This is a genomic window from Pseudoalteromonas undina, from assembly GCF_000238275.3.
Taxonomy (GTDB): domain Bacteria; phylum Pseudomonadota; class Gammaproteobacteria; order Enterobacterales; family Alteromonadaceae; genus Pseudoalteromonas; species Pseudoalteromonas undina.
On record NZ_AHCF03000003.1, the window covers coordinates 2,313,236 to 2,335,232 of the forward strand.

At 41.6% G+C, this 21,997-nt stretch carries 22 protein-coding genes; 10 read left to right on the forward strand and 12 right to left on the reverse strand.

Features of this window, described 5'->3' with window-relative positions; translation table 11 throughout:
• Positions 1–12: 12 nt before the first annotated feature.
• A complete protein-coding gene (locus PUND_RS14345) occupies positions 13–1,245 on the reverse strand; it encodes an NnrS family protein (RefSeq protein WP_010392369.1) in 1,233 nt (410 codons plus the stop codon).
• Between the two features lie 428 nt (positions 1,246–1,673).
• On the opposite strand from PUND_RS14345, the gene norR reads away from it, so the two are divergent.
• Positions 1,674–3,239, forward strand: coding sequence for a nitric oxide reductase transcriptional regulator NorR (gene norR / locus PUND_RS14350; RefSeq protein WP_041709591.1), 1,566 nt, complete (start codon positions 1,674–1,676; stop codon positions 3,237–3,239).
• A gap of 5 nt (positions 3,240–3,244) precedes the next feature.
• Here the strand turns inward: norR and PUND_RS14355 are convergent, their stop codons facing one another.
• Positions 3,245–4,141 carry a LysR family transcriptional regulator gene (locus tag PUND_RS14355; protein WP_010392364.1) on the reverse strand — a complete coding sequence of 299 codons (897 nt, stop codon included), beginning with the start codon at positions 4,139–4,141 and terminating at the stop codon, positions 3,245–3,247.
• Positions 4,142–4,258: 117 nt separating this feature from the next.
• Between PUND_RS14355 and PUND_RS14360 the strand changes: the two genes are divergently transcribed.
• Positions 4,259–4,825, forward strand: coding sequence for an NADPH-dependent FMN reductase (locus tag PUND_RS14360; RefSeq protein WP_010392362.1), 567 nt, complete (start codon positions 4,259–4,261; stop codon positions 4,823–4,825).
• A 7-nt stretch (positions 4,826–4,832) separates the two neighbouring features.
• Here the strand turns inward: PUND_RS14360 and PUND_RS14365 are convergent, their stop codons facing one another.
• Positions 4,833–5,276 carry a tellurite resistance TerB family protein gene (locus PUND_RS14365; protein WP_010392360.1) on the reverse strand — a complete coding sequence of 148 codons (444 nt, stop codon included), beginning with the start codon at positions 5,274–5,276 and terminating at the stop codon, positions 4,833–4,835.
• 95 nt (positions 5,277–5,371) lie between these two features.
• Here PUND_RS14365 and PUND_RS14370 point away from each other — a divergent pair, with 95 nt between their 5' ends.
• Positions 5,372–5,752, forward strand: a complete 381-nt coding sequence (locus tag PUND_RS14370) for a hypothetical protein (RefSeq protein WP_010392359.1) — start codon at positions 5,372–5,374, stop codon at positions 5,750–5,752.
• A 67-nt stretch (positions 5,753–5,819) separates the two neighbouring features.
• On the opposite strand, the gene PUND_RS14375 is transcribed toward PUND_RS14370, so the two are convergent.
• The 6 genes from PUND_RS14375 to fabR form a co-directional block, all read right to left on the reverse strand.
• On the reverse strand, positions 5,820–6,416 hold the full coding sequence (locus PUND_RS14375; RefSeq protein WP_008114191.1) for a hypothetical protein: 597 nt from the start codon (positions 6,414–6,416) through the stop codon (positions 5,820–5,822).
• Positions 6,417–6,552: 136 nt separating this feature from the next.
• Complete coding sequence (gene leuD / locus PUND_RS14380; RefSeq protein WP_010392357.1) at positions 6,553–7,152, reverse strand: 3-isopropylmalate dehydratase small subunit; 600 nt, start codon at positions 7,150–7,152, stop codon at positions 6,553–6,555.
• Positions 7,152–8,552: a 3-isopropylmalate dehydratase large subunit gene (leuC, locus tag PUND_RS14385; protein WP_010392355.1), complete on the reverse strand. Its 1,401-nt coding sequence runs from the start codon at positions 8,550–8,552 to the stop codon at positions 7,152–7,154. Before leuC ends, leuD begins: the two co-directional genes overlap by 1 nt.
• Positions 8,553–8,608: 56 nt before the next feature.
• Complete coding sequence (gene leuB, locus PUND_RS14390; RefSeq protein ID WP_010392353.1) at positions 8,609–9,685, reverse strand: 3-isopropylmalate dehydrogenase; 1,077 nt, start codon at positions 9,683–9,685, stop codon at positions 8,609–8,611.
• Positions 9,682–11,235 carry a 2-isopropylmalate synthase gene (gene leuA, locus PUND_RS14395; RefSeq protein ID WP_010392352.1) on the reverse strand — a complete coding sequence of 518 codons (1,554 nt, stop codon included), beginning with the start codon at positions 11,233–11,235 and terminating at the stop codon, positions 9,682–9,684. The genes leuB and leuA overlap by 4 nt, the downstream gene beginning before the upstream one ends.
• 396 nt (positions 11,236–11,631) lie before the next feature.
• Entirely contained in the window at positions 11,632–12,249 is a 618-nt protein-coding gene (gene fabR / locus PUND_RS14400; protein WP_008114202.1) for an HTH-type transcriptional repressor FabR, read from the reverse strand.
• 130 nt (positions 12,250–12,379) lie between these two features.
• Here fabR and PUND_RS14405 point away from each other — a divergent pair, with 130 nt between their 5' ends.
• Together PUND_RS14405 and sthA are read left to right on the forward strand one after the other, a co-directional pair.
• Positions 12,380–13,513, forward strand: a complete 1,134-nt coding sequence (locus PUND_RS14405; protein ID WP_010392348.1) for an acyl-CoA desaturase — start codon at positions 12,380–12,382, stop codon at positions 13,511–13,513.
• Positions 13,514–13,526: 13 nt separating this feature from the next.
• A complete protein-coding gene (gene sthA / locus PUND_RS14410) occupies positions 13,527–14,957 on the forward strand; it encodes a Si-specific NAD(P)(+) transhydrogenase (protein ID WP_041709585.1) in 1,431 nt (476 codons plus the stop codon).
• Between the two features lie 69 nt (positions 14,958–15,026).
• On the opposite strand, the gene hemE is transcribed toward sthA, so the two are convergent.
• Positions 15,027–16,091, reverse strand: coding sequence for a uroporphyrinogen decarboxylase (gene hemE, locus PUND_RS14415; protein WP_008114207.1), 1,065 nt, complete (start codon positions 16,089–16,091; stop codon positions 15,027–15,029).
• 504 nt (positions 16,092–16,595) lie between these two features.
• Here hemE and PUND_RS14420 point away from each other — a divergent pair.
• Positions 16,596–17,066 carry an Rsd/AlgQ family anti-sigma factor gene (locus PUND_RS14420; RefSeq protein ID WP_010392345.1) on the forward strand — a complete coding sequence of 157 codons (471 nt, stop codon included), beginning with the start codon at positions 16,596–16,598 and terminating at the stop codon, positions 17,064–17,066.
• Between the two features lie 60 nt (positions 17,067–17,126).
• On the opposite strand, the gene fkpA is transcribed toward PUND_RS14420, so the two are convergent.
• Positions 17,127–17,879: an FKBP-type peptidyl-prolyl cis-trans isomerase gene (gene fkpA, locus PUND_RS14425; RefSeq protein ID WP_021033142.1), complete on the reverse strand. Its 753-nt coding sequence runs from the start codon at positions 17,877–17,879 to the stop codon at positions 17,127–17,129.
• Positions 17,880–18,074: 195 nt separating this feature from the next.
• Between fkpA and PUND_RS14430 the strand changes: the two genes are divergently transcribed.
• Both PUND_RS14430 and PUND_RS14435 read left to right on the forward strand, forming a co-directional pair.
• Positions 18,075–19,073 carry a WD40 repeat domain-containing protein gene (locus tag PUND_RS14430; protein ID WP_010392341.1) on the forward strand — a complete coding sequence of 333 codons (999 nt, stop codon included), beginning with the start codon at positions 18,075–18,077 and terminating at the stop codon, positions 19,071–19,073.
• Positions 19,060–19,275 carry a SlyX family protein gene (locus tag PUND_RS14435; protein ID WP_010392339.1) on the forward strand — a complete coding sequence of 72 codons (216 nt, stop codon included), beginning with the start codon at positions 19,060–19,062 and terminating at the stop codon, positions 19,273–19,275. Before PUND_RS14430 ends, PUND_RS14435 begins: the two co-directional genes overlap by 14 nt.
• Before the next feature lie 17 nt (positions 19,276–19,292).
• Here PUND_RS14435 and PUND_RS14440 read toward each other — a convergent pair whose 3' ends face one another.
• A complete protein-coding gene (locus PUND_RS14440; RefSeq protein ID WP_008114218.1) occupies positions 19,293–19,496 on the reverse strand; it encodes a YheV family putative zinc ribbon protein in 204 nt (67 codons plus the stop codon).
• A gap of 132 nt (positions 19,497–19,628) precedes the next feature.
• Here PUND_RS14440 and PUND_RS14445 point away from each other — a divergent pair, with 132 nt between their 5' ends.
• Entirely contained in the window at positions 19,629–21,548 is a 1,920-nt protein-coding gene (locus PUND_RS14445) for an ATP-binding cassette domain-containing protein (protein ID WP_010392334.1), read from the forward strand.
• Positions 21,535–21,951 carry a TIGR02444 family protein gene (locus PUND_RS14450; protein WP_010392333.1) on the forward strand — a complete coding sequence of 139 codons (417 nt, stop codon included), beginning with the start codon at positions 21,535–21,537 and terminating at the stop codon, positions 21,949–21,951. The genes PUND_RS14445 and PUND_RS14450 overlap by 14 nt, the downstream gene beginning before the upstream one ends.
• The last annotated feature ends 46 nt before the right edge of the window (positions 21,952–21,997 follow it).

The following is a 21,997-nucleotide window of genomic DNA, read 5'->3' on the forward strand; positions in this document are numbered from 1 at the left end:
CCTATGGGTGAACTAACCACGACGCCCATCAACACGACGCCGCGTTAATATAGGAGTGCAGTGAATTAAAAATAATAAAAAGGCCAGTAACCAAAGCACAGCACTGATCTGCCAAGCTAGGTGTGGCCCAATAAAAGACGGGAGAAAAGCACGAATAATTGCGGCACTAAACACCAATGCAAATGCAAGATTCATAAAACCAGGAATACTAAGTGAGCGACCGGTATGTCCTAGTGATACCCGTGTCATCATGGCTAAAATCATCATGCCGATACTACCAATAGTGATAAAATGCAGAGCATCTTTAAACAGTATTGCACTGCTATAAAAACTTATTGCCACTAACATTAAACCTATACCTAAAGCTAAATACGCAAAGTGTAACGACCATAATAATGGGACTTTTAGGACTTGCTTGTTCCACCAGCAAACACCGCGAACTAAATGCAAAAACGCTGCACTCATCACAACTAGTGCCGGGTTAATTACAGTGAAAAATAATTTACTAATAAAAAATAATGCTATCGCCAATACCGATAAGTATAAAATAGCTTTATCTATGTTTGGTGTGCGTACCTGCTTAGATAAGCCCAGCCCTTTGGCAGTAAAAAAGGGTAATACACGCCCAGCTACAACTCCTACCAACAAGCTTATAACCAGTACTGCGGTATCAACCATTGCAAGCGCTAGCTGCGTTTGGTTTTTTAGCACTAGTATTAAATACAACATATTGAGCGTACATAAAAATGAAAGAATAAATAAAAACAAGTAGTTGCGTTTACTGCTCGCTTTTATCAACATGCTGGCTAACACTATAATTACCGAGAGCCACCAAACAACTTGTAAAATCAGTACCGCATAAACATTAAACTGAGCAATGCTAGGCACAACTACAAAAAAACTAAGCCGTGCACTAAGCCATATTAGGCTAAGCCACATCAATGGTTTACCGTTAATACTTGCAACACCGGTCCATGTTTGTGCTGCAGTAAGTAAAAAGCCAGCCACAACCACGCCCGCAAAACCAAATAACATTTCATGTGCATGCCACAAATTAGCAGGCATAACTAAATACCACTGTGCATCGCCACTTAAAATAAGTAACCAATAACCCACAGACAAACACGCTAGTGATCCACCAGCTAAAAAAAAGGGTCTAAATGCCAACATCCATAATGACCATTGTGATACCTGATGAAATGCGACCTGCGCTGGCATAGGTTCGGCTAAGTTTATGGGCTTCATTAGCGCACCTCCTGTCCCAGCCCATGCTGTGCCACACAGCGCAGTACGTAACTCACTTTGAGAATAGCCGCGAGAACAATCGTGCTAATGTGTGCAAAAATTTGTACCGGTATAGAAAAGTAGCCCGCATAGGGATAACTTATTAACAGCGTAATCAACACCCCCAATACGCTAATACATAGCATCTTATTTGCATGAGATAGCACACGGTAATACAAAGAATTAGACTTCACTGAATAATTAACCTGTCCTAAAAAAATACTGCTCATAACAACTCCAATAACTGCTTTCGTTATTTTGTTATTACACAGACCATGCCAATTAAATAAAACCCTTAAATTCAACGCGTTATTTAATTTCACTTTACAAAAAGAGTCTTTATGACCTACTATAAAAACCAATTAAATACACTAACAGGTCATTTTGACATGAACCAGCAATTCAACCTGACTCAAGTTGCCTTGGAGCTTGCACAAAGCACCTTACATGCCCACAGTTTTGAGCAGCTCTTAGCCACGGTTGAACGTGTTATTCCAAGTGATGCAAGCGCCTTGTTAATTCGCCAAGGCGAGCAATTAAAGCCTTTAGCGATTAAAGGTTTAATGCCTGATAGCTTAGGCAGGCGCTTTAACATTGCAGAGCATCCTCGCCTTGATGCTATTTGTAATCACCGCTTGGCACTGCAATTTGCACATGACTGCCCGCTCCCAGACCCATATGACGGCTTACTACTAGCTAAAACGGGTGATATTCCAGTGCATGCCTGCTTAGGGTTACCGCTTTATGATAAAGATTCGCTGCTTGGTATTTTGACCTTTGATAGCCTAAACGCTGATGCGTTTGACGGCATTACCGCTGATACGCTTAATACCTTACAAACCTTGTGCAGTGCGCACTTTAAAACAGCCCTAGAGCTTGCCCATTACAAACAACATGCCCAGCACTCAAGTGAATTAGTACAAGCGTTAAACCGTGAGGCGCTCAAGCGAGATGGTGGTGAAATTATTGGCCAAAGCCCAGTAATACAAACCCTTAAAAACGAAATAAAGCTGGTTGCAGCCTCTAATTTTAGTGTATTAATTTTAGGTGATACTGGGGTCGGCAAAGAGTTGGTGGCGCGTAATATTCACTTGCATTCAGCACGCAAAGATCAGCCATTGATCCATTTAAATTGTGCATCACTGCCTGAAAACCTCGCCGAAAGTGAATTTTTTGGCCATGCAAAAGGCGCCTTTACGGGGGCACAAAATGCTCGTCAAGGTAAGTTTCAATTAGCCGATGGCGGTACCTTATTTTTGGATGAAATAGGCGAGCTACCACTGGCAATGCAAAGTAAATTATTACGGGTACTGCAAAGTGGTGAAGTACAAACCGTTGGTGAAGATGAACTTAAATATGTTGATGTTAGAGTGATTGCAGCCACTAACCGTGATTTGAAACACGAAGTAGAACAGGGGCGATTTCGCGCCGACTTATATCACCGCCTAAGTGTGTACCCGTTAAGCGTGGCGCCGTTAAAAGCCCGTGATGAAGATGTTATTTTATTAGCCGGTTATTTTTTGGAAAAAACAGCTCGTAAGCTTGCGATTAAACAGCTAAAACTCAGCATTGAAACGCAATTACTGCTAAAAAAATATGACTGGCCTGGCAATGTAAGAGAGCTGGAACATGTTATTAATCGAGCCGCATTAAAAGCTAAACAGCATCAATGGCAGCAACCAATTATTACTATTGAGCCAGAGCATTGCGAGCTAAATTTAAGCGCTGTTAACACCTTAGCTCTTGAACACTCAAACCAGCTTGCAACCACACCTTTAACAAACAACATTTCGTTAAAACAAGCCACCGATACTTACACTCAACAGCTTATTATACAGCAACTTAAACAACATAATTATAACTGGGCAAGCACAGCGCGTAGTTTACAGGTCGACCGCGCTAACTTAACGCGGCTAGCTAAGCGCTTGGGTATTTCTATAAAAAAATCGTTGTAGCTTTTTTAACTTAATTTACGCTGCTTAAAATAGGTTTTTAATAACTGACTAAACGCTTGCACTTTCGCAGTACGATGCACTAAATGATGCGTCACTAACCATAAGTCAGTAGGCCAACTAAGTTCGTTAGGTAATACAGGCACTAAATCAGAGTATTGCGCTGCAACATCATGTTGTAATCCGCCAATCCCTAGCCCCTTAACGATGGCGCGAGTAGCCTCTGAGGTTTCTGATACTCTAAGTTTAACTTGCGACGAGGGAATATTTTCATCAACCCACGAAAAATATGGCACTTTGCCATTATACCCAGCCACACCCGATACAAAATTATGCACCGATAGTTGTGCTAACGTTTGTGGCAAGCCATAACGACTAATGTAATGTTTTGAGGCATAAAATCCTGACGAGAGTGCCGCCAAGTGCTGCGCAATATAATCACCTTCATCCGGTCTAGGGCCTGCTCTTACAGCGATATGTGCTTGGCCATGGTCTAAACGCAAACGCTTTTGATCCATAATCACTTGTAATTGCACTTGCGGATGCAAGGTTTGAAACTGCTCGCATACCTCACTTAATACATCTATAAAACCACTCACAGTGGTGAGTAACAAACTACCTTGTAAGGTACTATCTGCTGCAATTATGTCACTGTGTAAACGCTCTAGCTCACCGTTAATTGCTTGTGCTGTGGTAAATAACTTAGCGCCAATCTCTGTGACTTTGTAGCCACGAGCATGGCGGTGGAATAATCGCGCATTTAAGCTTTTTTCTAAGTTATTAATTCGTCTGAGCACCGTACTGTGATGAACATCTAGCGCTTCGGCTGCTGCAGTTAAAGTACCTAACCGCGCCACCTCAAAAGCAACCTTAAGATCTTGCCAATCATCAAATTGAATTGCCATGGTAACCACTCTTCAAGCTGTGCATATATGCACACAAGTTTTGCGTTTATTTGGCTTTTCTGCAAGTAATTATTTGTTAAAGTCACACCTATAGATAATCAGCATCAGGATCAACTCATGACTACACCAAAAATTATTGCCCTAGCAGGTAGCTTACGTACAGACAGCTTCCATCAAAAACTTATTAATGAAGCTGCACGTTTTGCACTAGAAAGTGGCGCTGAAGTGGAAGTGATTAAACTTGCAGACTTAGCCATACCAATGTTTGATGAAGATTTAGAAGCACAAGGCACACCAGCCGGCGTACAACAATTAAAGGACAAACTGCGCACAGCCGATGGTATTTTACTGGCCAGCCCAGAATATAATGGTTCTATTACCGCGGTGTTAAAAAATGCCATTGATTGGGCATCGCGCACCGAACAAGGCGCAGAGCCTGCATTTGCAAATAAAGTAACCGCATTATATGCAGCATCACCAGGTGGACTTGGCGGCTTACGTGGCTTAAATCACGTGCGTGATATTTTATCTGGCATTGGCAGTTTAGTATTAGCCAATCAATTAGCTGTACCGGCTATTCATACTTTGTTAGACGAAAACGGCCGTATTAACGACCCTGCTACCGCTGAAAAAGTAGCCGGCCTTGCGCAGCAGTTGGTTAGCGTAGCAAGTAAACTAAAATAAACATTCGCTACAACTTTGTTGCTGCAAGCTTTGCAGCAATAAAGTCTTCATGGGTAACGTACAATAGGTTTGCAACACGACGAATAACGTATTCTTCTTGTGGATCAAGTTCACCATCTGAGTATGCTAATCGCCAGAGTAGTTCAACTATTTCAATGCGCTGCTGTGCACTACATTGATTATTAATTTGCTTTGAAAATTGAAAATAATCAATGGCGTCATCTAAGCTCGAACTTGCTTGTTCGGTTAACTCATCTACTGCTTCATCAGTTAAATCAAAATACTTTTTTAATGTCAGACTTAGCGTTTGTTGCTCATCTGCCTGTAAATCGTTATCCGCTCGCATTACCTCAATTAATAACGCGGCAACCGCTGTTTTTAAATCATGTTGTTCAATATCATAATCTTGCTGATCAATACTCGAAAAAAGCTGTTTAATTTGCTTGAACATCACATTTCCCCTTTTTGGGTGTTAGACTTATATCATAACGGGTGTAATAGATATGCTGATCACACTACCCAAAATCAAGATGGAGTTAAAGGTTTATGAGCAGAAAAGCAAATCATTATATATATGGAAGTATTAGCTGGGTATTTTTAACAGCGTGTTCGAATGTGTCGGCAGAACAAACTGAAATGCAGCGACTCTATGACTTTGATGAAAAGGTGCATTACAAGCAAACTCAAATAGACACTAACAATTACCACTTAGAAATACAGTCTGATGACTACCCACATTTTAGAAACCAAAGTGTGTTTTTATTGCGCCACGCAAACCGTTTATGTCGCGATAACCCTTTCATGTTAAAGGTAACTGAAGGCGTGCAAGAGTATGAGCGCTTTCCAACTAAACCACGCGCTTATCAGCCACCACTGAGTGTATTTGTGCAGTGTGAAATGCCTGCAGAAAAAACCTCAAAGAAATAACACCTCGTTATGCTTCCATAAAACCACTGAGCGTTAAAACAGCCAGTGGTTTTAATATAAAAAAAGATTAGTTAACACCATATCCCCATGGTGCAGCCGGTGGTGTGATAGGCTTAGTTAAATCAAAGTCAACGCGGAATTCGCGACCTTGGCGAATGAGTCGGTAAGTGAACTTTTCAGGGTAAATATACATTTGCCATGTATTGCCAACCGATTGTGGTATACCTTGGCTAACAAATAACTCTTTTGAATACTGATCAGCAGGGAATGACTGCATGTTAGCAAAACCCGCATCAAGCGTATGGCCACCATACATAGTTGATACATCATCAGTACCATCTTTATGGCGGTGATCGTGCTTTAGGCTCAACCCACTGCCTGTTTTTGTGATGATCCACGTACGTGAGGCATCATCACCCACATGAAACGGCACTTGTAGCTCACGTTCATTACACTTACGCACATGCATAACTAATTTTTTATCGGCAAATGAACTCGGCCCTGTGGCATTATCAACCGTTACTTTACCTTCAAAAGCTTTACCACAATGGGCAGCAATATTATCAAAAAAGCCATCATGGCTTGGAATTGATACTAAAGGCGCTGGGCGTGCTATTGCAGCGGTTGATGCAAGCATTAGTGCTGCAGCTGTTAATAATTTCATAATGTATCCCTAAACATGTAAAAAATTAGCTTAGCGTTTAAACAAACACAAAGACAGTAATCACGATGAACAGCATCTGACAGCAATAAAAAACGCGGCTTATGCCGCGTTTCATTATTTAATAACTTTTAAGCTACTATTGCCAAGGACGCTCAGCGGCAAGTTTTGCTTCAAACGCATCAATTTGCGGATTTAGGGTCTCGGTTACACCGATAAAGTCTAAGCCACTTAATAAACGCTCTTTCACGTCTTTGCGAATATCAAAGCTGATTGGCGCAAATTTATTGCTGCGCAATTGCTGGTTTTCTAAATCCACATCAATGTGAATATTGTCATGCTGCTCACTTAACACAAATAAGTCTTCTAATATTTGCGCTGGCAATGCAATAGCAAGCATTTGGTTATTACCACAGTTATTAAAGAAAATATCAGCAAAGCTTTCAGCCAAAATCACTTCAAAACCATATTGTTTAAGCGCCCATGGTGCGTGCTCGCGTGATGAGCCACAGCCAAAATTATCGCGCGTTAATAATATTTGCGCACCTTGGTAACAAGGACGATTTAAAATAAATTCAGGGTTTGGCTCGCCATTATCTAAATAACGCCAATCGTAAAATAGCGCAGCATCAAATCCATCACGGCTGGTTGAAGTTAAAAACTGCTTAGGAATAATTTGGTCGGTATCGACATTGTTTTTATCAAGTGGGGCCATTAAGCCGCTAAAATAAATGCTCATTAGGCTTCTCCTCTAATATCAACAAAGTGGCCATGTATTGCTGCTGCTGCCGCCATTGCAGGACTCACTAAGTGTGTACGCCCGCCTCGCCCTTGGCGTCCTTCAAAATTACGGTTAGATGTAGATGCACAGCGTTTACCTGCGCCTAAACGGTCGTCATTCATTGCTAAACACATAGAACAACCCGGCTCACGCCATTCAAACCCTGCAGCTTTAAATATGTCGGCAAGGCCTTCATCTTCTGCTTGCTGTTTAACCAAACCTGAGCCCGGAACAATTAATGCCTCAACGCCAGCAACCACTTGCTTGCCTTCAACAATTTTTGCTGCGGCGCGTAAATCTTCAATGCGGCTGTTGGTACATGAGCCAATAAATACTGTATCTACTTTGGCAGTTGATAACTTATCGCCCGCTTTTAAACCCATGTATTTAAGTGCACTACGAATAGCATCAGCTTTAATTAAATCGGTTTCTTTTTCTGGATCTGGAATACATTCGTCAACGCCAATCACTTGCTCTGGGTTAGTCCCCCAGGTGATCTGTGGTTGAATATTAACGGCATCTAACTCTACCTCTAAGTCAAAGGTTGCGCCATCATCAGTTTTTAAGGTTTCCCAGTAGGCAACTGCAGCGTCAAAGTCAGCGCCTTTTGGTGCAAATGGGCGCCCTTTTAAGTACTCGTAAGTGATTTTATCTGGGGCAATTAAACCTGCCTTGGCACCCATTTCAATACTCATGTTACACAACGTCATGCGCGCTTCCATCGAAAGCGCCTCTATGCCTTCGCCACAAAATTCAGCCACATAACCCGTACCACCAGCAGTGCCTAGTTTACCTATAACCGCCATAATTAAATCTTTAGCAGTTACTGTTGGGCGTAACACACCGTTAATTTGAATTTTTAACGACTTAGCCTTTTTTTGCTGTAGCGTTTGCGTAGCTAATACGTGCTCAACTTCTGAAGTTCCAATACCATGGGCAAGCGCTCCAAACGCGCCATGGGTTGAGGTATGGCTATCGCCGCATACTATGGTGGTGCCTGGCAAAGTAATCCCTTGCTCTGGGCCAATCACATGCACTATACCTTGGTTTACTGAATTTAAGTCGTACAGCAAAATGCCAAACTCTTTGCAGTTTGCATCCAGTGCCATTAGTTGATTTTTAGAGACTTCGCTGGCTGCATCTAATGAACGGCTTTTAGTTGAAACATTATGATCCATGGTGGCAATAGTTTTTTCTGGACAGCGCACTTTACGATTTTTTTCACGTAAACCTGCAAATGCTTGTGGCGACGTCACTTCATGTACTAAATGACGGTCAATATAAAGTAAATCGGTTTGCTCGTTGATGCTGGCAACCGTGTGTGCTTGCCAAATTTTATTGTATAAAGTTTGAGCCACTTGCTAACTCCCTGATCTGATTGAGCCACAGCCTAACGGTGCTGTGGCTTTAATAATTAAATGCGTGAAACGATAGCCGCTGCAACATCGGTGGTGGTATAGCCGCCCTGCGGATAAATATCAGGCGTCCCTACACCCGCTTCAACCGCCTCTGCAACTGCTTTTTCAATGGTGCGAGCCGCTTCATCTTGTCCTAATGAATAACGTAACATTAATGCGGCACTTAAAATTTGTGCAATAGGGTTAGCGACCCCTTTTCCGGCGATATCGGGCGCTGAGCCACCCGCGGGTTCATACAAGCCAAAGCCTGATTGATTTAAGCTAGCCGAAGGTAATAGACCCATTGAACCGGTGATCATCGCGCACTCGTCCGATAAAATATCACCAAATAAATTATCGCAAAGTAATACATCAAATTGGCTAGGTTGCTTAACCAGCTGCATTGCTGCGTTATCTACATAAATGTAATCTAAGCTCACTTCTGGAAAGTCTTTACTCACTTCGGTTACCACTTCGCGCCATAAAACGCTTGATGCTAAAACATTGGCTTTATCAACCGAGGTCACATGATTGCTGCGCAACTTAGCGGCCTCAAAAGCAAAACGTGCAATACGCTCTATCTCTTTACGTGAATAAGTTTGCGTATCAAATGCAGTTTCTTCTGCCCCTTCGCCACTGCGGCCTTTCTCACCAAAATAAATACCACCCGTTAGCTCGCGCACACATAAAATATCAAAGCCTTTTTCGCTAATATCAGCACGTAGTGGTGATGCAGCGCTTAATGCGGGTAATAACTGAGCAGGGCGTAAGTTACAAAACAAACCAAAGTGCTTGCGCAGTGGTAACAGTGACGCGCGCTCCGGTTGGTCATTAGGTGGTAAATGTTCCCACTTAGGACCACCCACGGAGCCAAATAAAATAGCATCGGCGTTTTCACACGCTTTTAAAGTGGTATCAGGAAGGGCTTTGCCAAACTCTTCAATCGCTGCTCCGCCAATCGCGTGGTGTTCACGGTTCAGAGTAAAACCAAACTTATCACTTACTGCATCAAGCACTTGCTCTGCAGCTGCCATAACTTCTGGGCCAATACCGTCGCCCGCTAATACGGCAACGCTGTAATGTGTTTTACTCATCCTGCTTTCCTTTGTTGTTTTAAATCAGACACTTTTTGTGCTCGATAAATTAAGTTATAAACCCGAACCATAGCGCGTACTGAGGCTTCGACCACATCGGCCGCAATACCGGCACCGTGATAAGGACGGCCATCATATTTAGCAATAATATTCACTTGTCCTAATGAGCTTGCACCTTGGCCGGTGGCCTCTAAATTGTATTCAATCATTTCAACGCTCATACCTGTTAAGCGCTCAATAGCAGCAAACGAAGCTTCAACTGGACCATTACCTGTTGCGGCTTCTTGTTTTGCTTCGCCATCAATCAGCAAGCCTATGGTTGAGCTGGCCACCGATTGTGAATTAGACGCAGAGTTAACAAACTCTAACTGGTACTTTTCGTCTTTGTCGTTAATTTGATTAAAGTAAATCATGGCCTCTAGGTCGTAGTCGTATACTGTGCCTTTTTGATCAGCCAGCGCAACGAAACTTTGGTATAAGCTATCCATGTCGTAATCTGATTTTTGATAGCCTAATTCTTCTAAGCGGTGTTCTATAACATGACGGCCTGAACGTGAGGTCATATTTAATTGATTACTTGGTACGCCAACACTTTCTGGTGACATAATTTCATAAGTGTTTTGCGCTTTTAATACACCGTCTTGATGAATACCTGAGCTGTGAGCAAAGGCATTTTCGCCAACAATCGCTTTATTTGGCTGTACCGGCATATTACAAATTTTGGCTACCTGGCGAGAAGCGCGATAAATTTCTTCGCTTTTTATGTCGGTATATACGTTTAAGTGGTCTTTACGCATTTTCATGATCATTGCCACTTCTTCAAGTGAGCAGTTCCCCGCACGCTCACCAATACCATTAATGGTGCATTCGATTTGACGTGCACCAGCTTGTACTGCAGCAACCGAGTTGGCAACGGCTAAACCTAAATCGTTGTGGCAATGCACACTTAAACGCGCTTTATCTATATTTGGCACGTTATTCATTAAATGACGGATCATTGCTGCGTATTCATCTGGAGTTACAAAACCGACTGTATCTGGCAAATTAATTGTTGATGCACCGGCGTTAATTGCTTGCTCAACAATTTTGCATAAATCCCAATGCGGTGTACGCCCAGCATCTTCACACGAAAACTCAACATCATCGGTATAGTTACGCGCTAATTTAATAGATTTAACAGCCATTGCAGTGGCATCATCAAGACTCATACGCAACTTGTGTTCAAGATGAAGCGGGCTGGTGGCAATAAAAGTATGAATACGGCTTTGCTGTGCAGCGCGCAGCGCATCGCCACAGGCCTCGATATCTTTGGCAACCGAGCGAGCTAAGCCACAAATAATAGGGCCTTTAACCTCGGTGGCAATACGTTGCACTGAGCGAAAGTCAGCTGGGCTCGACACCGGAAACCCCACTTCCATTACATCCACATTTAAGCGGCTAATGGTATGCGCCAGTTGAACTTTATCGTCTTCTGTTAGGCTTGCTTTTAGTGCCTGCTCACCATCACGTAAGGTGGTATCAAAAATCCATACTTTATCTTGCTGTTGCATAACTGCCCCTCAATTCCTGTATTACCCAAATTTCGATTTATCCCTGCAGCGAGATAAAAAAAACCCCGCGGTTGCGGGGTTTTTAATGTTTAACTCAATGCAAACACACTAATCCCCGCTCACTTGCCACAGCAGTAAGAGGTTTAGGTTTAGTGTAATTAAGCGAATAGTTTGCATCTGTTTTCTTGTGTGTGTGTCCAATGAGGCTTATTTTTATCATTGCAACGCAGTTGGCGCAAGCATAAAAATACCAAACAAATAATTAAAGGGGACTTTCTGGGGATTTAAAATTCAAACAAAATTGGATAGCAGAATAAAATATCCAACTTAAACCTAGAGCAGGTTTAAATTAATAAGCGCTGTAAAATACAGCGCTTATTTTAACTTTTTTAATATTTATTCTTTATTTTCAGCACGTACGTAATTTGACGCGCCGCGCGTAATATAACGTAACTGCCATATAACTCGCTCAATCAGTTCATCGCGTTGCTGACCTTCAATATCGAGCGCTTCAGCGCCTGCATTAAATACCAAAGTAACCATGGCTTCTGCCTGAATATACGCATGAATAGCATCGCAGGGGGTTTCACTTTCTAAATAATGTGCGAGTTCTAAAATAAAGTGTTTTACTTCACGTGCCACTGCTGCTCTAAATGCTTTTGAGGTACCTGAGCGTTCACGCAACAAAAGTCTAAACTGATTGCTTGAGTTATCAATAAACTCCATAAAAGTAACCACAGAGGTGTTGATTACACTGCCACCACTGGCTATTCGTCTGCGTGCTTGGCGCATCAGCTGGCGCAGGGTTAAACCCGCTTCATCAACCATGGTTAAGCCCAACTCGTTCATATCTTTAAAGTGACGATAAAAAGAGGTAGGCGCAATACCAGCTTCGCGTGCTACTTCACGCAAGCTTAAATTAGAAAAGCTATGATCAGCACTAAGTTGATTAAATGCAGCTTCAATTAATGCTTGTCGTGTTTTTTGTTTCTGTTGTGCTCTAACACCCGACATCAACAGCTCCCTGAGTGAATTTGTAATAAATTTTTAATTAAAAAAATAGCTAATAGTACAGTCTAATACTTGACGGCAGCAGATTGAAATATTATTTTAGCGTACAGTTGTACGCTGAGAAATGAGAAACATGAAAAAACCACCGATTATATGGACCAACGTCCTTTTCTTTAGCCTGACGTTTTTGGCTGCTATTACACTTGTACCTTGGTATGGGTTTAACTATGGCTTTACAGGCACGCAGTGGGTTGCTTTTGTAGCTTGCATGTTTTTTGCAGGATTATCGATCACCGCGGGCTACCATCGTTTATGGGCGCACAAAACTTACAACGCTCACCCTGTGGTTGAATTTATTTTTGCCCTTGGTGGTGCCTTTGCGCTACAAAACAGTGCGCTGCATTGGAGTAGCGATCATCGAATTCACCATGGTCAAGTTGATGACCCAGTTAAAGACCCTTATGCCGCCACTAATGGCTTTTGGTACAGTCACATTGGCTGGATGCTTCGCGACTACCAAGGCGACAGCTACGATGATTACAGCAACTGTCGTGATTTACAGCGAAATAAAATTGTTATGTGGCAGCACAAGCATTACTTAAAATTGGTAATTGCCATGAATGTTGGTTTACCGCTAGTACTCGGCTTAATGCTTGGTGATGTATGGGGCATGTTACTGTTAGCAGGCTTATTGCGTTTAGTGCTGAGTCAGCACTTTACCTTTTTTATTAACTCAGTAGCACACATTTGGGGTTCACGTCCTTACACTGAAAAAAATACCGCGAGAGACAATGGCTTTTTAGCACTATTTACCTACGGTGAGGGTTATCATAACTTCCATCATATTTTTGCCAGCGATTACCGTAATGGCATTAAATGGTTTCATTACGACCCAACAAAATGGATGATCCGCTCACTCGCTGCCATTGGTTTAGCGAGTAAATTAAAGCGTACACCGGTTGAGCGCATTGAAAAAGCTAAAGCAGAAACCTTAATGAGCAAAACACAAGGTCGCCTTGCAAAATTGCCTTTAGCGCAAGATAAGCTTACATTATTACAACAAGAGTACGATTTGTTGCTTAAAAAGCTGCAAAATTATTGCTCATTACAAAAACAAGTGTTGGAAGCTAAAAAAAATAATATGGCAAAGCAGTGTGAATGCTCGGCATTAATGGCACAATATCACGAGCTTGAAGCCGCCTGGGAAACACAAAAACAGGCATGGCTAGCACTTAATGCGAGGTTATTAAAAGCCTCTTTTAGTTAAAATAGGAGTGGCTGTGGCCAAACAACCAGAAAAGAAAAAAGTACCCGTGAGCTACCAATATGATGCAATCATTATTGGCACGGGTCCTGGCGGTGAAGGGACCGCTATGAACCTCTCTAAAAGTAACAAAAAAGTAGCGGTTATTGAACGCCAAACTGCTGTTGGTGGTGGTTGTGTTCACTGGGGAACCATTCCTTCAAAGGCACTTCGCCATTCGGTTAGTCGCTATATCGAATACAAAGCAAACCCTTTGTTTAACGTAGGTGAGCGCCCAGTAAGACTTACTTTTCCAGATATTTTACGCCATGCCAGCTCGGTAATTTCAAAGCAATCAAACTTACGCAGCAGCTTTTACGATCGTAACCGCATTCATATGTTTCAAGGCGATGCTAGCTTTGTTGATAAGCACACTATTGAAATTAGACGTAATGACGGTTCAACTGAACGCCTAACTGCACAAACTATTGTTATTGCTACCGGCTCACGCCCTTATCGCCCACCAGGTGTTGATTTCACCCATTCGCGTATTTATGAAAGTGACACAATTTTAGGCCTTGAACACGATCCTCATCGCGTACTTATATACGGCGCGGGTGTAATTGGCTGTGAATACGCATCTATCTTTAAAGGGCTAGGTGCAAAGGTTGATTTAGTAAATACTCGCGATCGCCTACTTGCGTTTATGGATGCTGAAATATCTGATGCGCTTAGCTATCACTTTTGGAATAGTGGCATTGTTATTCGTCATAACGAAGAATTTGATCGCATTGAAACCCGCGATGACTGTGTTGTTATGCATTTAAAATCAGGTAAACGTGTAAAGGCTGACTGTATTTTATTTGCCAATGGCCGTACTGGTAATACCGATACACTGAATTTAGAAGCGATTGGCTTAAAAGCAGATAGCCGCGGACAAGTAAAAGTAAACGAAACCTACCAAACAGAAATAGACAATGTATACGCAGTAGGCGATGTTATTGGCTACCCAAGCCTTGCTAGTGCTGCATTTGACCAAGGTCGAATTGCCGCAGATGCCATTGCTTCTGGTAACTGCGATGAAAAGCTGATTATTGATATTCCAGCCGGTATTTATACTATTCCTGAAATGAGTTCTGTTGGTAAAACAGAGCAGCAATTAACTGCCGCAAAAGTACCGTATGAAGTGGGGCGTGCGCAATTTAAACACTTAGCCCGTGCGCAAATTGCAGGTACCGATGTGGGTAGTTTAAAAATATTGTTCCATACAGAAACCAAAGAAGTACTTGGCGTGCATTGCTTTGGTGAGCGTGCTTCTGAGATTGTTCACATTGGCCAAGCTATAATGGAACAAAAAAATGGTGGCAATACCATCGACTACTTTGTAAATACTACGTTTAACTACCCAACAATGGCAGAAGCTTATCGAGTTGCGGCATTAAATGGCTTAAACCGCTTGTTTAAGTAAAAACTTAAGTAAAACAGTTTGCAAAAAAAAGCCCGCTAATTAGCGGGCTTTTTATTGTGAGTTCATAACTTACTTATGATATTGCGCACTTAGCTCATGCACGGCGTTAATAAATACACCGGCATTTTCTGGGTCAACATCTGGTGTAATACCATGACCTAAGTTAAATACATGACCATTGCCTGTACCAAAGTCTTCTAAAATAGTACCCACTTCTTGGCGAATACGATCTGGCGTGCCGTGAAGCATTGATGGGTCCATATTGCCTTGTAGCGCCACTTTATCGCCAACACGACGTTTAGCATCACCAATATTAATAGTCCAATCTAGGCCTACTGCATCACAACCTGTTGCTGCAATCGCTTCAATCCATTGGCCACCATTTTTAGTGAATAAAGTAACGGGTACTTTACGGCCGTCATTTTCGCGAATTAAGCCATCAACGATTTTATGCATATACTGCAGTGAAAACTCATTGTAGTCACGTGGGCTCAATACCCCGCCCCATGAGTCAAATATCATTAGCGATTGCGCACCCGCTTTAACTTGCGCGTTTAAGTAATCAATCACTGAATCAGCTAGCTTATCAAGCAATAAATGCAGTGTTTGTGGCTCAGCAAAGGCCATTTTTTTGATTTTACCAAAAACTTTACTGCTTCCACCTTCAACCATGTAAGTTGCAAGTGTCCAAGGCGAACCCGAGAAACCAATTAATGGCACTTCACCTTTAAGTTCACGACGAATGGTGCTCACGGCGTTCATTACATAGCCAAGCTCATCGGTAGGATCGAGTTTAGGAATTTTTTTAACATCAGCTAAAGATGAAATTGGGCGTTCAAACTTAGGGCCTTCACCCGTTTCAAAGTACAAGCCTAATCCCATTGCATCGGGAATAGTTAAAATATCACTAAATAAAATAGCGGCATCTAATGGGTAACGGCGCAGAGGCTGTAATGTTACTTCACAGGCTAACTCTGCATTTCTACACAGGCTCATAAAATCGCCCGCTTGTGCACGTGTAGCACGGTATTCAGGTAAATAACGCCCTGCTTGACGCATCATCCATACTGGCGTGACATCAACAGGTTGCTTGGCAAGGGCACGTAAATAACGGTCGTTTTTTAATTCGCTCATAGCGTATAGAGTCCTAGGGCTTTTAGAAATTGTGCAAGATTGTACCACCATATTTGCGCCCCCTCTATCGCTAAGCGATTAAATCGCCTTAGAGTAGCGCTAGATCAAGTAATTTTTAGTTTTCATTTCGTTTTGTATATAAAACAACCAAACAAACGTTAATAATAAAAACTTTTCATTAAACTATTTGCAACATTTAAAAAAGCTTGGTATTGTTACTCCCGCGTTAACAAAACAATAACAAAAATTGTTAATACAAAAATAATAAAAATCTCTAATAAAAATAAGAATGCTTGTTTAAACAAGTCTAATAAAGAAATTAAACCACCGTAACAGGTGGTTTTTTCTTGCCTGAAATAAATTACTTACAACTTATACCTTAAACAAAACCCTCTGTGGTACTACATCTATTTTACTTGTTGATATACACGCCAATTAAATATATCTTGGATGATAGAAACTTTATTACCAATTAAAAATCCAACCCAGCTTAGGAGAAGAATTATGCTGAAGCGTGTAGAAAAAGCTCAACAAAAGTGGGGGGGTAGCCATACGGTCATCGACAATTGGTTGAACGAACGCCAAGAGCTGATTGTACTTTATTGTAAAATTGCAGGCTTTTCACCTTACGAGAAAAAAGATCAATCTTTGCCTGAACCATCACAAATTCAAGCATTTTGCCAAATCTTAATGGATTACCTATCGGCCGGCCACTTTGAAGTGTACGACGATATTGCTAAAGCTTGCGAAAAGAAAGGCTTAGAAAGCCAACAACTAGCAAATACTATATACCCACGTATTTCTGATACCACTGACATTGCTCTAGATTTCAATGACAAATACGCTGAAGTAGACGCAGAAGATTTGTTAGTAGGATTTGATAATGACCTATCGGTTATTGGTGAAGCACTCGAAGCGCGCTTTGCACTCGAAGATGAGTTAATTGATAACTTATATTCTAACCACACTGACTAATTAGTTATTCAGTGCAATAAAAAAGGGACCTAAGGTCCCTTTTTTGTTTTATATAAATACTTATTCTGCAGCGGCAGCTTCTGCATCATTTTGAATTTCTAATAATTCAACTTCAAAAATAAGTGTTGAATTAGCAGGAATTTTACCTAAATCACGATCACCGTAAGCAAGATCTGAAGGAATGGTAAATTTGTACTTAGAACCAACAGTCATAAGTTGTAAACCTTCAGTCCAACCAGGAATAACACGGTTTAGTGGGAAAGTTGTTGGCTCGTTGCGTGAGTAAGAGCTATCAAATTCAGTACCGTCTAAAAGAGTACCTTTATAATGCACTTTAACTACGTCAGTCGCTACTGGCTTAGCGCCTTCGCCTTCGCTCATTACTTCGTACTGTAAACCAGACTCAGTAACCATTACGCCTTCTTTTTTAGCATTCTCAGTTAGGTATTTTTCACCCTCAACTTTGCTTTTTTCAGACTCTACTTTTGCTTTTTCTTCTTGTTTAGTACGCACTGACTCATCTAATGCTGTTAATACTTCACGAATTTTCTCTTCGTCAATTTTAGCATTACCAGCAAGTGCATCTTCAAAGCCACGCATTAATAATGCTTGATCTAATTCGATACCAATCTCTTTTTTATCTGCTAGGTCTTTATTTAAAAAGTTACCTACAGATGCACCAATACCGTATGCTTGTTGTTGCGCTACAGTATCTAGCTTAACGTCTGCTTGCTCTTTTTTTGCTTCTTGATTACAAGCTGTAAGCGCTAAAACTGACGCTGCAATCAATGACAATTTAATCGTCTTTCTCATTTTAAATCTCCGACACACTTTGCAGTTGTCATTTATTGTAATATTACTAGTTAAAGATTAACGGCCTACATGGTAGGCTGCTTGTTTAATAGCTAAACTAAAAACATATCCAGTGATTAGACAAACAACCTAGGCGTTTTTCGCAACCTAGTCTAACCTCTCAGTCACGAAGAGTTAAGAGGAAATACCTGTAATATGTCGTTATTTCGTACTTTTTTAGTTGCTACCTGCTGTTTATTAACAATTGCATGTAGTGATGAAAAACAACAAGCAGTGGCTAGTTTTGAGCACACAGCACAAGGTGCTTTCTCATCCGCACTATCGCATGATGGTCAATACAGCTTAGTGTCTTCTATCAATCATGGGGTCGCCCTTTGGGATAATCAACAGCAAGCGCTTAAATGCCAATGGTTTCAACAACAGGCTGAAGATAGCTTAGTTTATGCCGTAGCCATTGCTTTTGATAATAGCGTGGCTGTTACCGCCGAAAAAACCACCTTTGCCGTTTGGGATATAGCCTCAGGCAAAAATAAAGGCTTTTACAAAATACAAAAAGCCAGCATCCGCGATATTGCCATTAGTAACCAAGGCAACAGTGTTATTTACGGGCGCAGCGATGGCGTTGTGGTATTTATAAACCTTAACACTGGCAGACGCATTGAATTTTTAGGCCACCAAGATAAAGTAAACACCGTAGACCTATCACCTAATGGGCGCTATGCATTGAGCGGCTCAAACGATTATGTGGCCTACTTATGGGATACCCAAAGTGGACAAGTTATCCATCGCTTTAATCACCCAACCCGAGTAACCCAAGTCGCTTTAGATCCTCAAGGACGTTATGCTTTTACCGCCGACAGTATGGCACAAGCAAATGTATGGAAGCTGACTACAGGTGACCTTGTTAGTAAACTAAAGTATATTGCGCGTCAGAAAATTTTTACTGCGGTGCGCTTTAACGACCAAGGCACTTTATTAGCAACCGGTTCACCCAACAAACGAGTGGATTTATGGCAGCTAAACAGTGGTGAAAAAATTCAAACATGGCAAGTGACCCCAAGAGAAGGCAGTAAGCCAAAATCGGCAGTGGTACTTGATGTGACATTTACAGATAACGGTAAATCATTGTTAACTGAAAGCTCAAGCGGAATCGCTGAGCGCTTTATTATACGAGAACCAAATGAACACAATTGAACATCGGTTAATGGAGCTTGAGGCTAAAGTGGCTTTTCAAGACGAAACGATTGAAATTTTAAATGATGAAATAAAAGTTCACCAGCAACAGATGGCAAAAATAAAGCGCCAAACCGAGTTGCTGGCTGAAAAACTTAAAGAGTCGCAGTCATCACAGCCTATGATGTCGAATATGCCAGAGCCACCGCCGCCGCATTATTAAGCAGCACTAACAAGGCACTAGTCGCCTGGATTAAACACGCCAATGATCTGTTCAAATTGGCGTGTTGATGCCTGTACTGCTTGCTCTGGTTGAGCCATTTTATGACCACATTGCATACATTCAACTTTTTCTACGTCGTGCTCTTTGTAAAGCATTAACATATCCATAGTTTTACACTCAGGACACGTTGCTCCAGCAATAAATCGTTTTTTATGTTTCACTTCGCTTTTCCTACCATTTTGACTGACGTTATTTTATCGCAATATTTGCCTACTTGATACGATTGATATGGCTAATAAGATCCGTGTTATAATGGCGGCAATTCAATCAAGGCACAGTAAAGTAACGTATTTATGATCCAAATCTCAGAAATAGAACTGCTTCGCGGTGGCAAAGCTTTATTAAAAAATGCATCGGCTACATTATTTCCAGAGCACAAAGTAGGCCTTGTTGGTGCCAATGGCTGTGGTAAGTCAACGCTATTTAGTTTATTAAAGTCTGAGCTTTCGTTAGATGGCGGTAATTGCAGTATTCCTAAAGATTGGTCACTGGCCTCAGTAAAGCAAGAAACCCCCGCCCTTGAAATAAGCGCCATAGATTACGTACTGCAAGGCCACCCTGAATACTACGCACTAAGAATTGCGTTGCGTGAAGCCGAGCAAAATCACGATGGCGACACTCAAGCTAAAGTGCATATTCAGCTTGAAAACATTAAAGGCTATAGCATAGAAGCCAAGGCAGGTGAGCTGTTACATGGTTTAGGCTTTGCTAATAATCAAATAGAAAACCCGGTAAGTGCATTTTCGGGTGGTTGGCGCATGCGCTTAAACTTAGCCCAAGCGCTTATTCGCGATGCCGACTTACTGTTACTGGATGAGCCAACAAACCACCTTGATTTAGATGCCGTGTATTGGCTCGAGCGTTTTTTACGTGCCTACACCGGCACGCTAGTACTTATTTCTCATGACCGTGAGTTTTTAGACGCTGTGGTCGATCAAATTTGGCATATAGATAAACAACTTATTAATGTGTACAAAGGTAACTACTCGCAGTTTGAACGCCAAAAAGCTGAGCGCCTATTGCAGCAGCAAGCCATGTTTGAAAAACAACAAGAACAAATAGCGCATCTTGAGCAGTTCATTACCCGCTTTAAAGCCAAAGCCAGTAAAGCCAAACAGGCACAAAGCCGTGTTAAAGCGCTAGAGCGCATGGAAAAACTTGCCCCAGCACATGCTGACTCGCCATTTGATTTTGAATTTGCTGAGCCAACCGCCCTGCCCAATCCGCTAATGACACTCGACAAAGCCAAAGCCGGTTATGGCGATGTCACCATTTTAAACAGCATTAAGCTGAACTTAGTACCAGGCAGCCGTATTGCACTACTGGGTAGAAATGGCGCAGGTAAATCAACACTGATTAAATTACTATCAGGTGACTTACAACCTCAAGCAGGTGAAGTGTTTCAGCATCAAGGCTTAAACATTGGCTACTTTGCGCAGCATCAACTGGAGTCTCTAGATTTAAAAGCCAGTGCCGTCACTCACCTGCAACGCTTAAACCCTAAAGCCAGCGAACAATCATTGCGTGACTTTTTAGGCGGTTTTGCCTTTGTAGGCGATAAAGCACTCGATCCTGTAGCTCCCTTTTCTGGCGGTGAAAAAGCCCGTTTAGTACTGGCTATGTTGGTTTATCAAAAACCAAATTTACTACTACTCGATGAGCCAACCAACCACCTTGATTTAGAAATGCGCCACGCTTTAGTTATGGCATTACAAGGCTTTGAAGGCGCTATGGTCACGGTATCGCATGATCGCCATATGCTTAAAAATACCGCCGATGAATTTTATTTAGTTGATAATGGCGAGGTCACCCAATTTGGCTACGACCTAGATGCATATTATCAGTGGCTGCTTAATGCTAATAAAGAAGCCGCTAAAAACGACACCGACGAAGAGCCAAAAGCCCATTCACAAGTTAACCGTAAAGAGCAAAAGCGCTTAGAAGCCGAGTTTAGAAAAGCGATTCAGCCGCTGAAAAAGCAAATTGAAAAACTTGAAAAGCAATTAGATAAATTTGCTGCAGAACTAGCTGACGTTGAAGAGGCGCTAGGCGATAACACTCTCTATAACGACGAAAATAAAGGCAAGCTTAAAGAGTTAATTACTAAACAAGCCACACTTACGCCTAAGCTTAACGATGTTGAAGAAGAGCTACTTATGGCCCTTGAAGAAATGGAACAAAAAGAGCAGGCATTCGCCGATGAACTTGCTTAAAAGCAACGATTTTTGGCAGTTTGCATGTAACCTTTATAGCAAAGGTGACATGCAAACGCGCCTGTTGGATTATCAAAACCAGCTAGGTAAAAACGTCAACCTATGCTTGTTGCTGTATTACTTAGATTCTCTCAATCTAGCTATTAACCAAACACAGCTAAACAAGCTTGAACAATCAATTAGTGAGTTTGATAAGCTGGCATTGAAGCCTCTACGAGCCACACGTGCCTACTTAAAAGCCAATCAAGCCGAGATTACAGATTACGCCGCAATTCGAAAAGCACTTCTCGGTGCCGAGCTAAAATTAGAAAAGCAGCAACAAATAATATTGATTGATGAAGTTAATAGTATGAATTTAACACCTTGTGCAACGCCCAATAACAGCGATAAATATTTGTCATAATTTTTCACTATTAATTTCATCAGATCATAAAGCCATTTATATTATG